Origin of the sequence: Pelovirga terrestris (assembly GCF_014773365.1) — a bacterium.
Lineage (GTDB): Bacteria > Desulfobacterota > Desulfuromonadia > Desulfuromonadales > Geopsychrobacteraceae > Pelovirga > Pelovirga terrestris.
This window is the reverse complement of sequence record NZ_JACWUN010000005.1, coordinates 91,709-104,942: the sequence shown is the minus strand read 5'-3', so window position 1 is coordinate 104,942 and position 13,234 is coordinate 91,709. Positions and strand designations below refer to the sequence as shown.

General features: G+C 52.2%; 15 protein-coding genes. 6 read left to right on the top strand and 9 right to left on the bottom strand.

Going from position 1 to position 13,234, the window contains the following annotated elements; all coding sequences use genetic code 11:
- Positions 1–39 precede the first annotated feature (39 nt).
- Genes ICT70_RS05865 through ICT70_RS05855 form a run of 3 tightly spaced genes read right to left on the bottom strand, consistent with a single transcriptional unit; the run spans position 40 to position 2,225 of the window.
- Positions 40–936 carry a DUF2520 domain-containing protein gene (locus ICT70_RS05865; RefSeq protein ID WP_191154468.1) on the bottom strand — a complete coding sequence of 299 codons (897 nt, stop codon included), beginning with the start codon at positions 934–936 and terminating at the stop codon, positions 40–42.
- Positions 933–1,586, bottom strand: a complete 654-nt coding sequence (locus ICT70_RS05860; RefSeq protein WP_191154467.1) for a fumarylacetoacetate hydrolase family protein — start codon at positions 1,584–1,586, stop codon at positions 933–935. Before ICT70_RS05860 ends, ICT70_RS05865 begins: the two co-directional genes overlap by 4 nt.
- A gap of 30 nt (positions 1,587–1,616) precedes the next feature.
- Positions 1,617–2,225, bottom strand: a complete 609-nt coding sequence (locus tag ICT70_RS05855; RefSeq protein WP_191154466.1) for a trimeric intracellular cation channel family protein — start codon at positions 2,223–2,225, stop codon at positions 1,617–1,619.
- Between the two features lie 143 nt (positions 2,226–2,368).
- Here ICT70_RS05855 and ICT70_RS05850 point away from each other — a divergent pair, with 143 nt between their 5' ends.
- Positions 2,369–3,469, top strand: coding sequence for a rhomboid family intramembrane serine protease (locus ICT70_RS05850; protein ID WP_191154465.1), 1,101 nt, complete (start codon positions 2,369–2,371; stop codon positions 3,467–3,469).
- Here ICT70_RS05850 and ICT70_RS05845 read toward each other — a convergent pair.
- Complete coding sequence (locus tag ICT70_RS05845) at positions 3,464–4,549, bottom strand: GGDEF domain-containing protein (protein WP_191154464.1); 1,086 nt, start codon at positions 4,547–4,549, stop codon at positions 3,464–3,466. The genes ICT70_RS05850 and ICT70_RS05845 overlap by 6 nt on opposite strands.
- 123 nt (positions 4,550–4,672) lie before the next feature.
- Positions 4,673–5,938, bottom strand: coding sequence for an acetate kinase (locus tag ICT70_RS05840; RefSeq protein WP_191154463.1), 1,266 nt, complete (start codon positions 5,936–5,938; stop codon positions 4,673–4,675).
- 284 nt (positions 5,939–6,222) lie between these two features.
- Between ICT70_RS05840 and ICT70_RS05835 the strand changes: the two genes are divergently transcribed.
- Positions 6,223–6,390 (top strand): 4Fe-4S binding protein, encoded by a 168-nt coding sequence (locus tag ICT70_RS05835; RefSeq protein WP_191154462.1) that lies wholly within the window; start codon positions 6,223–6,225, stop codon positions 6,388–6,390.
- Positions 6,391–6,517: 127 nt separating this feature from the next.
- Here the strand turns inward: ICT70_RS05835 and ICT70_RS05830 are convergent, their stop codons facing one another.
- Positions 6,518–7,597, bottom strand: coding sequence for a DUF3426 domain-containing protein (locus tag ICT70_RS05830; protein WP_191154461.1), 1,080 nt, complete (start codon positions 7,595–7,597; stop codon positions 6,518–6,520).
- Positions 7,598–7,680: 83 nt separating this feature from the next.
- On the bottom strand, positions 7,681–8,214 hold the full coding sequence (gene hpt / locus ICT70_RS05825; RefSeq protein ID WP_191154460.1) for a hypoxanthine phosphoribosyltransferase: 534 nt from the start codon (positions 8,212–8,214) through the stop codon (positions 7,681–7,683).
- A 377-nt stretch (positions 8,215–8,591) separates the two neighbouring features.
- Between hpt and ICT70_RS05820 the strand changes: the two genes are divergently transcribed.
- The 4 genes from ICT70_RS05820 (at position 8,592) to ICT70_RS05805 (ending at position 11,332) form a co-directional block, all read left to right on the top strand.
- Positions 8,592–9,026 (top strand): QcrA and Rieske domain-containing protein, encoded by a 435-nt coding sequence (locus ICT70_RS05820; RefSeq protein WP_191154459.1) that lies wholly within the window; start codon positions 8,592–8,594, stop codon positions 9,024–9,026.
- Between the two features lie 11 nt (positions 9,027–9,037).
- Positions 9,038–10,138, top strand: a complete 1,101-nt coding sequence (locus ICT70_RS05815) for a cytochrome b (RefSeq protein ID WP_191154458.1) — start codon at positions 9,038–9,040, stop codon at positions 10,136–10,138.
- Positions 10,135–10,938, top strand: coding sequence for a cytochrome C (locus tag ICT70_RS05810; RefSeq protein WP_191154457.1), 804 nt, complete (start codon positions 10,135–10,137; stop codon positions 10,936–10,938). The genes ICT70_RS05815 and ICT70_RS05810 overlap by 4 nt, the downstream gene beginning before the upstream one ends.
- Positions 10,939–11,107: 169 nt before the next feature.
- Positions 11,108–11,332 carry a hypothetical protein gene (locus ICT70_RS05805; protein ID WP_191154456.1) on the top strand — a complete coding sequence of 75 codons (225 nt, stop codon included), beginning with the start codon at positions 11,108–11,110 and terminating at the stop codon, positions 11,330–11,332.
- A 115-nt stretch (positions 11,333–11,447) separates the two neighbouring features.
- Here the strand turns inward: ICT70_RS05805 and ICT70_RS05800 are convergent, their stop codons facing one another.
- Complete coding sequence (locus ICT70_RS05800; RefSeq protein WP_224746854.1) at positions 11,448–11,705, bottom strand: hypothetical protein; 258 nt, start codon at positions 11,703–11,705, stop codon at positions 11,448–11,450.
- Positions 11,659–13,098, bottom strand: a complete 1,440-nt coding sequence (locus ICT70_RS05795; RefSeq protein WP_191154455.1) for a glyceraldehyde-3-phosphate dehydrogenase — start codon at positions 13,096–13,098, stop codon at positions 11,659–11,661. The genes ICT70_RS05800 and ICT70_RS05795 overlap by 47 nt, the downstream gene beginning before the upstream one ends.
- Positions 13,099–13,234: the final 136 nt, after the last annotated feature.

The following is a 13,234-nucleotide window of genomic DNA, read 5'->3' as shown; positions in this document are numbered from 1 at the left end:
TAACTAAACCAGTGAAGAAAGGCAAGGATTTTAATTATTTCATGCGCGCTTGTTAGTGAAATTTGTCTTATTAAAGAGTTCGAGTATTGATTCCGCCTTACTGGTGCTGAGACGTCCTGAACCTTCAGCAATCAGTACTGTTCTGCCGCCCAGAAGACAATAGAGGTCAAGCAGACCGGTGGGGCTGCTTTCCAATGCCTGCAGATGGGCAGTGAGGGTGCCGATATCTCCCCGCACAATGGGACCGGTCAGCCCTTCGTTTGTCCCACAGGTTGCAACATTGCGCAAGGTGGCTTCAAGTAGCGGAAGAAGGCAAGTTTCCCCCTGACTCGGTTCAATGCCACATTCTTCCAGTAGAGAACCGGCCTCCGCGATCAGCGTGACAAGATAATTGGAGACCAGGCAGGCGGCAGCGTGGTAAAGATGCTTCATCTGTGGGCTTAGAAAGTGGAGTTGTCCCCCCAGGGTGTTACCGAGGGCCTCGGCAGTGGGATAAGCGGTCACATCCCCTTCACCGAAATAATGAATAAGACCCAATTGTTCATACGCCTGCCGGCGGTCAGCAAATGGGAACAGGGGGTGGAGGGAAAACAGGAACGTTCGCCCTTCCGGCTGGCGCATAACGGCAGCCGGGTGAACACCGCTGAAATGAAGCAGGACGCAGCCCGGTTTTGCAACCTGATTGAGGTGGATTTGACCGGCGACAGCTGCGATGCGGTCATCCGGTACGGCCAGTAGAATCAGCTCGGCAGGGGCGGCAGCGTACAGATCCATGGTTGCCAGACCCACGTCACAGCCGATGAAAGAACAGGCTTCCTGCGCTGATTGCAGGTTGCGACCAATGATGGCGACCGGCTGATAGCCGTTCTCGAACAGCGCCCGGGAGATGACTGAACCGACCCGACCTGGGCCGATCAGGGCAAATTGCTTGCTCACGCTACAGACACCTTCAGGGAACCAACCTGTTCAATCGTCCCCTCGAGGATATCACCACTATAAAGCCTGGCAACGCCGGCCGGGGTGCCGGTGAGAAGGATATCACCGGGTTCGAGGGTGAAATAGATGGAGATCTCAGCAATGATCTCCTCAATCGAACGCATCATGTGCGCGGTATTCCCTTTTTGACGGGTCACACCATTCACCTTGAGCTGCAACTCAAGATTGTTGGGGGTTGTCACCTGGTCAGCGGGGACAAAGGCAGAAAGGGGGCAGGAGGTGTCGAATCCTTTGGCGATATCCCAGGGGAGCCCCTTTTCTTTGAGCTGCGTCTGTAGGTCGCGCAGGGTCAGATCAAGTGCAACGGCATAACCGGCGACATGATCAAGGGCCCTTTCTGTCTTGATGTTTTTGCCGGTTTTGCCAATCAGTACGGCAAGTTCCAGTTCGTGGTGACATTCCTTGGAAAATTCCGGCAGATTGATGATGCCGCCATTATTCAGTAGACTGCTCTGGGGTTTGGAGAAGATGACCGCCCGTTCCGGGACGGCATTGCCAAGCTCACGGATGTGATCCAGGTAGTTGCGTCCCAGACCGATAATTTTACCGGGGTTCAGCGTTGTGCCATCAGTGAATTTGATTTGATGCATGGTGATATCCTCATAAGGGGTGGAGAAAAACTATTGGATTGGGGCCTTGGGTAGCGACCAGTTGTAGCGGATGGCCAGGACCCGGATCAGAATAACGCTGCCGGCCACCAGCAGCAGATTAAGTTGCTCCGGAACTTCAAGGTGGGTCAGGATGACCAGCAGAATACCGCCAAGAACGCAGGCAGACGCATAGATTTCCTGGCGCAGAATCAAGGGAACTTCGTTAGCGAGAATATCGCGGATAACCCCACCGGCAGTGCCGGTCAATATCCCCATCAATACGGCACCAAAGGGTCCGGTGTCAAATAACAGCGCCTTGCTCACGCCAATCACGACAAAAGTCCCCAGACCAATGGCATCCAGATAAAGTAATGGCTGCATCAGGGTGGGCAGATGACGATGCATGACAAAAACCAGTAGCGCTGTCGCCGCCGGCACCCAGAAGTAGATTTCATTCTGCAGGCAAAAAGGGGGGAGATCCCCAAGCAGCAGGTCGCGCAGGGTGCCTCCACCGATTGCGGTGACCATTCCTAAAGCAACGACGCCGAACAGATCCATTTCCTTGCGGACAGCGACCCAGGCCCCGGAGGCGGCAAAAGCTACGGTGCCGATCATATCCAGCATAAACAAAAGACTCATAGTAAAACCCTCGCTGCAGGGATGATTCCGGTAGCCGGATATTGTGCTATTATATTGGCCTGCCAACCGACAGGATTGCAATGTTTTTCCCCATCGCCGATACTCCCCGAGCTCCTGGCCGTCCCGCTGTCACCTGGGGACTGATGGCGATAAACATTGGTGTTTTTCTTTTTATCAGCTTTCCGGCAACCCGTACCAAGGTTGATTTGACTGACCCGCTGCTGTTGGACTATCTCAGATCTTTGGGGTTGTATGGCAGGATTTCCGCCCGTGAAGTTCTTGACCATCTGAGTGCTCATGATCTGCTGGTGTTTCAGTATGGTTTCAGGCCCGCTGCCGCCTCATTGCTGACCCTGCTCAGTTCCCTGTTCCTGCATGGGGGATTCATGCATCTGGTCGGCAACATGTTGTTTCTATATATTTTCGGTAAAAATGTCGAATATCGGCTTGGTCATTTACGCTACTTGCTTGCTTATCTCGGCTGTGGGGTTTCAGCCACCTTGTTTTTTTCCATGTTTTCACTGAATTCACAGGTCCCGTTAATCGGTGCATCCGGGGCGATCTTTGGAGTGCTGGGCTGTTACTTTCTGTGGTTTCCCAAGAACCGGGTGCGGTGTCTGATCTTTTTATTTCCCATTGTGGTGACTACAATTTATCTACCCGCCCGCCTGTTGCTGGGTTTTTATCTGATTATTGATAACCTGCTGCCATTCATTGTTTCCGGTACTCAGGGCAGTGGTATTGCTCACGGTGCTCATATCGGTGGCTTTTTGGCGGGCTTGGGAATTGCCTGGGGGGGGAATCACTACCGTCGCCTCTTTCCCTTGCGCCGGACGCAGCAGGTCAGTGCTCCCCTCGAATCGTTGCGCAGTATTTGTCCCGCCGTGGATCGGGGGGATCTCGATCAGGCCGCACACTGTTATTTCAGTTTGACCAGTCGCGAGCAACGTGGTCAGGTCGCGACCGCTGATCTGTTAAGGGTTGGTGATTATCTGCTGGCTCAGGGGCGGGATCAGGAGGCTTTATCCCTTTTTCGACGACTGATCGCTGAACGGCCGCGCGATAGGGCCCTTGATCATGCCTACCTGGGAGCAGGGCAGGCGATGCTGAAAAATCCGCGCTATTTGACCAGCGCCTATCATTATTTTCTGGCAGCGATCGACTTATCCAGCGATCAAGAATTGATTGGCCGAGCGCGCGGCTATCTGCGCGCGATTGAAGATCGCCCTGGCCCGGATTTATGACCGGGTGGGGAGGGGGTAGTCGATGTCCGGCAGGTACAGGGTATTTCGGCCGCTTTCTTTTGCCCGATAGAGGGCCTGATCAGCCAATGCGATCAGATCGGCGGGTGAGTTATCGTGGCTGGGGGTCATCATGGCTCCCCCAAGGCTCATGGTAATATGGTCGGCAGCGTCGGAATATTCGTGGGGAATCTGCAGGTCAACAATCGCCTGACGGGCACGTTCACCAACTGTCCCGGCTCCGGCAAGATCACTCCCCGGCAACAACAGGGCAAATTCCTCACCGCCATAGCGGGCAGCCATGTCACTTGGACGCAGAATAGCCTCCTTAAGCGCCTTGCCAACCAGGATCAGGCAATCGTCCCCCTGCTGATGACCATAGTTGTCGTTATATTTTTTAAAAAAATCGATATCGGCGAGAATCAATGAAAAATTCTGATTCTGTTCCCGTGCCAGGCGTTTCCATTCTTTATCAAAGACTTCATCAAAAAAACGCCGATTAGCAATGCCGGTCAAGCCGTCAATCCGGGCCATCTCTGATAGGGCCCGGTTGAGCTCTTCAAGCTGTTGCTCCGCTTCTTTGCGCGCTGTAATGTTTTTGAATTGGCTGATAATAGCGGTGGTGCCGACAATAGTGGTCAGCGGTGCGACACTGATAATGTAATGATCGCAGCTATCCGCTCCTGTCGCCAGTTTGACGTCAAATTCCTGTTTCTTTCGGCTGCTGCAAACCTCAAGCGGGCAGGATTTGTTCTGGCAGAGGCCATAATCAAGTAACTCGCGGCATTTCTTGCCGACAATGTCAGCGGTAGGTTTGCCGAGCAGCGCTGCCATCGCCTCATTGGCTCTGATGACAGTGCCGTCATCACGGACGGCCCACATGGCATCACTGACAGAAAGAAAAATCTGTTCCAGTTCCATTGCTTCAATTTCGGCGCGCAGTTGCTTATTGCCGAACTCAGCAATCGCCATCTCCAGGGCTTCACGCTCACTGATCAGGTCTTTACAGGTCTGCTTAAGTTCTCCATTTTCCTGTTGGAGCTGGGCAAGCAGCTGCTGGACGTCGTCGCCGGTGTCGGCCATTGGGTACCCTTGGGTCTGATTTTCAACTACAAGTTGACCATGCTTTATTTATTGGTTTAAGAGCCTGGCTTTTTCGTTCGACACGGAAAAGCCAGGGGTTTAAGAATTGATCTCTAGTGGTCATCAGCTACGCTGAAAACTGTCATGGGCAAAGGAGTAGCTGAAATTCATGTGATCGGTATAGGTTCCTTCGAGGATAGCAACCACATCCTCGGTAAAAACCAACTCCTCATCTGTGGGAATAACAAAGACCTTGATCGGCGAGTCCGGGGTGGAAATCATCGTTTCACGCTTGCGGGTCATGGTGTTGCGGTTTTTCTCACGGTCAAGTGTGATCCCCATATGTTCCAGATTGTCCAGTGTTTTTTCGCGGATCAGCCAGGCCATCTCTCCAACTCCGGCGGTAAACACCACCGCATCAAGGCGTCCTAACGCAGCATTGTAGCAACCGATATATTTTTTCAGGCGATAGGACTCAATGTCAAGGGCGAGTTGACAGCGGGTGTTGCCGGCTTCGGCGGCCTCGATGACGTCGCGCCGATCGGTGAATTCACCCGTAATGCCAAATATTCCTGATTTTTTATTGAGGATATTGTCAATGTCCTTAGGAGTTAACCCTTCGCGCTCCATGATAAAGGCCGGGATCGCCGGGTCAATGTCCCCACAGCGGGTTCCCATGACCGCGCCTTCCAGAGGCGTCAAGCCCATGGAGGTATCTACCGAGACACCATTTTTGATAGCACAATGAGAGACCCCGTTGCCAATGTGCATGGTGATAATATTGCACTGTTCCGGTTTCTTGCCGAGCAGAACCGCAGCACGCTTGGCTACATAAAGGTGACTGGTACCATGGAAGCCGTAGCGCCGTACGCCATGCTGGGTATACCATTCGTGGGGAACCGGATAGGTATAGGCATATTCGGGCATGGTCTGGTGAAACGCGGTGTCAAAGATAGCAATGTGCGGAACGTTGGGAAGCACCGCTTGCGCTGCTTCGATGCCGGAAATGTTAGGCGGGTTGTGGAGCGGGGCGAGGTGTTGAACCTCTTTGATGGCGGCCAGCACATCGTCGTCAATACGCACCGAACAGGTGAATTTTTCTCCACCATGAACCACTCGATGACCGACCGCCGATATCTGATTCATATCCGTGACGACACCGTGCTCCTTGCCGCTCAGGGTTTTGACAATCAGGTGGACGGCCGTTTTGTGGTCGGGGCATTCATATTCTTCGCGGTAGGTTTCGCGTCCCGGTACTTCGTGAATAATGTAAGAATCGCCGATGGTCACGCGTTCCACCATGCCTTTGGCGATTACTTCCTTGCGCTTCCAGTCAAATAATTGATATTTGACCGATGAGCTTCCACAGTTCAGCGCCAGAATGTCCATATCGTCAGCTCCTTTTTATTGTCAAATGAAAAAAATGGTTCGAACATTTCCCCGTTTTTCAGATCATCGTGGGAGGATTTGTTGTCCCGCTATTGATATATTCATAGCTTATACGAAAAAAATACGGATAAAATCAAGACGACAGGCTAGCGCGATTACACCATTTTCCGCAAGTGTTTTTCAGGTCTGGACAGGAAGGTTGAGATCGGGTAAAGTGCCACCTGTTACGAGGGTATAACCATATCAGGTGATACCGGACCTTAATTTTCAGGAGGAAAAAAACCATGGCTCATGTAATCTCTGACGAATGTATTGCTTGTGGCGCCTGCCAATCAACCTGTCCTGTCGACGCAATTGCCGAAGGCGACATCTATTCCATCGATGCAGGAACCTGCACCGATTGTGGTGCCTGTGTTGATTCCTGCCCGGTGGATGCAATCAGCCAAGCCTGATTCATTGCTGGACAGTATGAGGTAAGAGAGCGGTGGCTGTTATTGACGGTCGCCGCTTTTTTTATAGATCGAGGACCGGACCTGAGGTGCTGGTAAAATAAGCAGGAATGGTGGATGGACGCGACAATCAGCGGGCAATTGGGCGGGAGGACGTGACGTTAACACTAAATTCGGCAATGTTAGCCGGCAGATCCTTGAAGATAATGTCGAAGGAAATACTTGTTCGTGGGTCCACCTTCATGTTGCTCAGGTCTTTGCCAAACTGGTTTCCCATCAGTTGTTCCAGTTCATTAAAGGGCAGGGTGCGTAGCTGCTCATCGCTGATCGGATTACCACAGAATACCGTCTTTTGCATCAGTGGTTTGCCGTGTTGATCGTACAGCACCCCTTTGACCTGAACAGCTGAGCGAGGTTGATTGAAATTATTAATGGCCTCACCACGAATCAGAAAAATCTCCCCGGCGTGTTCATTTCTCAAAAACCGGCCTTCCAGTGTCCCCAGGGAGATCTGATCAATGCCGGTTGATTCCTCGCTTGCCTGACCAAAATAGTGTTTGAGCTTTTCATTGATTTCTTCCGGTCCGTCCAAATAGATGTAGATTCCTCCGATAATCAGGGCGGCCAGAATAATTAACAGCATAGCTTTGATTAATATTGAGAAGGCTGAACTGCTGGGGGCTGAAGCTTTTTTGTGCTTTTGAGCCGCTGCCGGAGCCAGTTCCCTGGCTTCATCCTGCTCTTGTGGCGCGTTAAGCTGCCCATTTGCCGTCTCGGAGACAGACTCAGTCCCTTGCGCCGGCGGGGGCGCCAATTCTTCATCATTGCCAAAGGTAAATTCCTCGGCAGCCGAATCACCGGTGTCAAGTTCGCGGAAGCGATCGTAGTCGAAGTCGCCATCGTTGGTATCGACATCACTGAAGCTCGCTGGATCCTCAGGGGGTGCGGCCGGGCTGTGGGAAAAGGTCTCTATTCTATTGCTGAAGGCCGATTCGCCTAAGCTTGATTCCTCCGGCTGCGGAGCTGAGCCTATTGTCGCAGCTTCTTTCGGGGTTGCCTCTGGTTCTTCTGGTTGCACTTCTTCCGGTATCGGTTTGTGGACCATGAAAATGTGTCGGCAGCGGGCACAGCGCAGTTTTGCCCCCGCGTCAGGGATGCGTGCTTCGGCAACATTGAAACGGGTGGAACATTCAGGGCAGGTAATAACCATGGTGATCTCCTTTTAAAGAGTAGGTCGAGAACTTTTCGCGAAAATTATCCGACAGTCTTGCCGCTCGTTCCACGGGATGAAGGTCAGACGTCGTGGACCAGGTAGATGTCCGGCAAGTTGCGATAACGTTCGTCGTGGTCAAGGCCATAGCCGATGATGAAACCATCTTCCATCGCCATACCGACATAATCAGCTTCGATCTCGACTTCGCGTCGCCCACGTTTATCAATCAAGGTGCAGATTTTTAAGGATAAGGGTTCCTGAAGCAATAACTTGTGATACAGGCATTCCAGGGTGTAGCCACTATCGACGATATCTTCAACAATAACCACATGACGACCACGAATGGGCATTTCCAGCCCTTTGCGAAATTCGATAATTCCGGATGTGCTGGTTTCCGAGCCGTAGCTTGCCAGGCGCACAAAATCAACCACGGTTGGCACCTTGATGGCGCGAATCAGGTCGGCAATAAAAATAAAAGAGCCTTTTAACACCCCAATCAGCATGACTTCCTGATCGGCAAAATCACGGGAAATCTCTAGGCCTAGACGTTCGACCTCGGCTGCAATGAGTTCTCGTGAAAAGAGAATGCTCTGCTTTTTGTCTGCTATTGTCATTGTTGCTCCCTGATCAAAAATTAATAAGAGTAATCTATAGCAGGAAAAAATAACCCTTGTCAATTGAAAGGACGTTGGCCGGGGTTTCTTTTGTGTCGCCACAACTTACTATATTCATTAATGTTTTTATTCAAAAAAAGGATGATCTGGCGATCGTTGGGCTTATCGGTCGGTAGCGGTAACCATGCTTCTTTCCGAGTGTTAAAAAAACGCAGGTAAGCGCAGCACAGTATTTTCATAAAAAGCATGTTAACGATTATCTTGATATAACCTTTGTGCTATAGTTCCGCTCGAGTTTTTTATGGGCAATGGATATTGTTGTTCTGTCACGATTGTCGTCCTGTGTTGTTAGCGTTAGTTTCTATGAAGGAGTTTGTATGAGTGAAGCCCCTGCCTCCCCTAATGAAAGAAGAACGTTTCTGGCTATTATTCTGGCAGCTATTGGCGCTGTTACCGCTGGCGTGTTTGGTTGGTCAATATTTCGTTTCCTCTCGCCGGTCGAACGGAGTGGGGAAGGCAGCCAGGTGCGTGTTGCCCGTGAGCTGGTAGCGATTGGCACGGTTCATTTCTTTGCCTTTCAGGGACGCCCGGCAGTTGTCCTGCAACCACGAGCAGGTGAGTTTGTCGCTTTGAGCGCAGTCTGCACTCACCTGGGGTGTATCATCAAGTGGGTTCAAGAAACGCAGGAATTTCTCTGCCCCTGCCATGCCGGTCGCTTTGGCAATTCCGGCCAGGTTCTGGGTGGACCACCACCCCGCGCCCTTGATACCTATCCGGTTACCCTCGATGGCGACGACATTCTGATCGGTTAAGGAGGTACACAATGAATCCTGCTAAAGAAGCAATTAACTGGCTGGATCGGCGCCTGGGCGTTCGTGAACTGTTGCATCAGAACCTCGGCGGCTATCTTTTGCCACCTAATATTAACATCTGGTACACCCTGGGGGCCGTGCTGATGGCCATGTTCGGTCTGCAGTTCCTTACCGGAACCCTGCTCCTGGTTTTTTATGTGCCCGATACGGAAAAGGCTTTTGCCAGCGTTACCATGATCATGAACGAGATCCCCTATGGCTGGTTGATCCGATATCTGCATGTGGTCGGTTCCAATCTGATCATTGTCTTTCTGTTGGCACACATGCTCTCCGTTCTGTTTATGGGCAGTTATAAGCGCCCCCGGGAGTTGACCTGGGTGTCGGGTTTTATTTTGTTTAACCTGGCGCTGGTCTTCTGTCTGACCGGTTATCTGCTCCCTTGGAGTCAATTGTCATTCTGGGCAACTACGGTTGCCACTGATGCGGCCGGCGCTATCCCGATTGTAGGTGACCAGCTGGTCGCCTTTATGCGGGGTGGGCCTACGGTCAATGAAGCCACCCTCGGGCGTTTCTTTGCCCTGCACGTGATGGGATTACCCCTGGTGTTTTTTGCTCTGGTCGGCTTCCATCTGTTCTGTGTCCGTCGGGTTGGTATCTCCAGGCCGCCTTTTGGTGACGCATATCGGACGACGGAAATGCCACTTAGCTTCCATCACGAAGAACATCCGGATGGCGTGCCTTTCCATCCTAACTACACTATTAAAGATGGCGCCATGGTCTTTTTTGCTTTGGCACTGCTGGTGGGCATCACATTTTTTGCCCCCTGGCTCTTTATTCCGCCTGACGCACTGGAACCTGCCGATCCGTTTTTCACTCCGCCCAACATCAAGCCGGAGTGGTATTTCCTCTGGGCTTATCAGGCGTTGAAAATATTCCCCAATGAGCTTTTAGGCCTCGCTTCTCAAGGGATAGCCATGGGCTTTTTGGCAGTGCTGCCGTTTTTTGATCGGGGCTTGGAACGGCGACCGTCCCATCGGCCGCTTTTTGTCACCCTCTACCTGCTGGGGATTCTGCTGTTTGTCGGCCTGTCACTGTGGGGGCACTACTCATGAAAAAAATATTGCTGAACAATCTGTTCTTTTTTCTGATGATTTTTTTGCTGACCAGCGCAACCGCTTCTGCTGCCGCTACCAGTGTTTGTATCGAATGCCACGGCGGACTGTCCGGTCAACTGGGGGAAATCCCCACCGCTGAGTGGCATACCAGTGTCCATGCGGTTCATCGGGTGTCCTGCCATGATTGTCACGGTGGCGACCCGACTGATTATGTTGAGGCCATGTCCTCTGATCGGGGCTTTATCGGAGTGCCTGATTATGCCGAGGTTCCGGCTTTCTGCGGCCGCTGCCACGTTGGGGTGGAAGAAGATTATCGTGCCAGTCTGCACGGCCAGGTGGTTGAGTTTGGGGGCCCCAACTGTGTCAGCTGTCATGAAAATCACGCTGTGCAGGTAGCTACCATTGACCTGATTAATGACATCAGCTGTTCACGTTGTCATACTTACGACAAACCGGCCTTGATCAAACAGGAGATCAGCGACACTGAGGCGATGCTCAGTCGCCTGGAAGCCTCGATCGCTTCTCTTTATCGGGTTGGTTTTGATACCGGTCGCCTGCAGGATGAGCTGTTTTCGACCCGTAATAATTTCCGGCGCCTGTTCCATAGTGTCGATATTGAGAAAATTCGTGCAGAAACCGCAGGTTTCGATGCTGATCTGGCAGAAACCAAGGCCACAATTGATGAATTGGAAGAAACCCTCGGGCAGCGTAAACTTGTCGGCGGGGCCCTGGTGTTGTTGCTGATTCTCGGCGGCTGCATTGCCTTGTTAATCCGGCGTACCTTTGAGAACCGCTAATAGGCTCATGCCAACGCTGATCATAGGAAAAAGATAAGCAAAAAGGGGCAACCATCCCGGTGGTGGTTGCCCCTTTTCTCGTCAAAGATAAACACCATACTAACATGATTCCAATGGTTCATCGTCATCCTTGACAGCAGCTCAACAAAAGCCCAAAGGAGTGCTGTCGATGCCTATCACTGAGAGTTCCACCGAGACGTTTCATCAATTGACTATTCCCTGCCCCCTGTATGACCGTCGGGCCTCTCGCTGTCAGCGTTCCTCCGCTGAAATGCCTATACGCCGTCCCCTGTGCCTGACCGACGAGCACGATGCCTGCCCCCTGTACCTCGCGTATCTGCTACGCCACTCGCGCATGATGCGCTGCGATAACGACTGGCTTGATGCCAGCTGAATCCTTTAGCCTCTCAACGATCGGTGAAGGGGGTACCCCAATAACAATGGCAGGTACCCCGCGGGTCACCTGCCATTGTTATTGGTTAACTGGAATGTTGGAGTGGACTTAGTTTTCAGCAGCACCGGTCTTGCGTGCCCTGGGCAGCAGCTTTAGTCCTGCCAAACAGTATTAGCACCGCCGGCACCAGTTGTGCGACAAGGATCAGGACGCAACAGCCGACAAACAACAGAACCAGCAATCCGCTGTTGTAGGTCACTGCCGTGTCAACAGCAAAAGCAGGGGCAGCAACGCAGTCGTTGGTGGATTTTGCGACGCCATCACGTTTACTTGGGCCATTGCTCCAGATTAAGACCCGATAGTTTTTCAACAATCCTCACCACCTGGTGACTGTAGCCATATTCATTGTCGTACCAGACATAAAGAACGCAACGGTTGCCCTGGACGATGGTGGCCAGAGAATCAACAATCCCCGCATAACTTGAGCCGACCATGTCGGAGGATACCGCTTCGGGCGAATTGGTGTAGTCGATCTGATCCTGCAGGGGTGATTCCAGCGACATGCCGCGCAGATAAAGATTGAGTTCGTCGACGCTGGTCTCCTGTTTCAGGGTCAGGTTGAGGATCGCCAGGGAGACATTGGGTGTCGGCACGCGGATAGCGTTACCGGTTAATTTGCCGGCCAGTTCCGGTAAGGCCTTGGCCACGGCTTTGGCGGCGCCGGTTTCAGTGATGACCATGTTCAGGGGAGCACTGCGACCACGCCGCTCTTTGTTGTGGTAGTTGTCAATCAGGTTCTGGTCGTTGGTATAACTATGGCAGGTTTCTACATGACCATTTTCGATACCGAAACGGTCATTGATCGCTTTTAGCACTGGGACAATAGCGTTAGTGGTGCAGCTGGCGGCGGAGAGGATCTGATCCCCGGCATCCAGCAGTTCATTATTGACGCCGTAAACCACATTGGGGATATCGCCTTTGCCCGGTGCGGTCAGTAGCACCTGGGATGCGCCGGGGCGCAGATGGCGGGAGAGCCCGGCGCGGTCACGCCATTTTCCGGTATTGTCAATGACGATGGCGTTGTTGATACCGTAACTGGTGTAATCCACTTCTTCCGGGGAGTCAGCGTAAATGATCCGAATCTGATTACCGTTAGCAACGATGGAGCTCTGCTCTTGGTCGACGATGATGGTCCCTTTGAAGTGGCCGTGAACCGAGTCGCGGCGCAGCAGGCTGGCCCGTTTGGCGAGGTCATCGTCGCTGCCTTTACGTACCACTGCAGCGCGTAGGCGCAGTTTGTCGCCCCCTCCGGCTTGCTCAATCAGAATGCGGGCCAGCAGGCGGCCGATCCGACCGAAGCCATACAGCACGACGTCGCGTGGAGCGCTAAGCTGGTGTCCTTTGCCGGTATTCAGGTCACTGAGCTGTTCAGTAACAAAAGTGCGGATGTCCTGGTCTGATTGTTCCTGATAGCGCAGAACCAGTTTGGCCAGATCGACCTTGGCCGGGGCCAGATCCATTTCGGCCATTACTTGCAGGATGGGATAGGTGTCCTTAACCCAGATCTCCCGGTTGATAATCTGGCGGGCAAAACGATGAACACGCAGGATGTCGATCGTCGACTGGTTGACCAGATTGCGGTCAAATACAGTGCAGATAACTTCGTGATCGCGGTACAGCCTGCCAATCAGCGGAATCATCAATTCAGCAATGGCCTCCCGTTCTTTCCAGTCCTTAAAATAATTCCCTACCGCTGTTTCACCCATGGCCGTTTCCTTTCGTTTTGCAAATGTTTTTTAAGTCTTTTACGATCTGTGATATACCAACCATTAAAATCAAGCGTATACTAGAAGATCTAGGTACCTATTGCAACTGTTTGCAGGCTGCAAACCGGGCAATGGC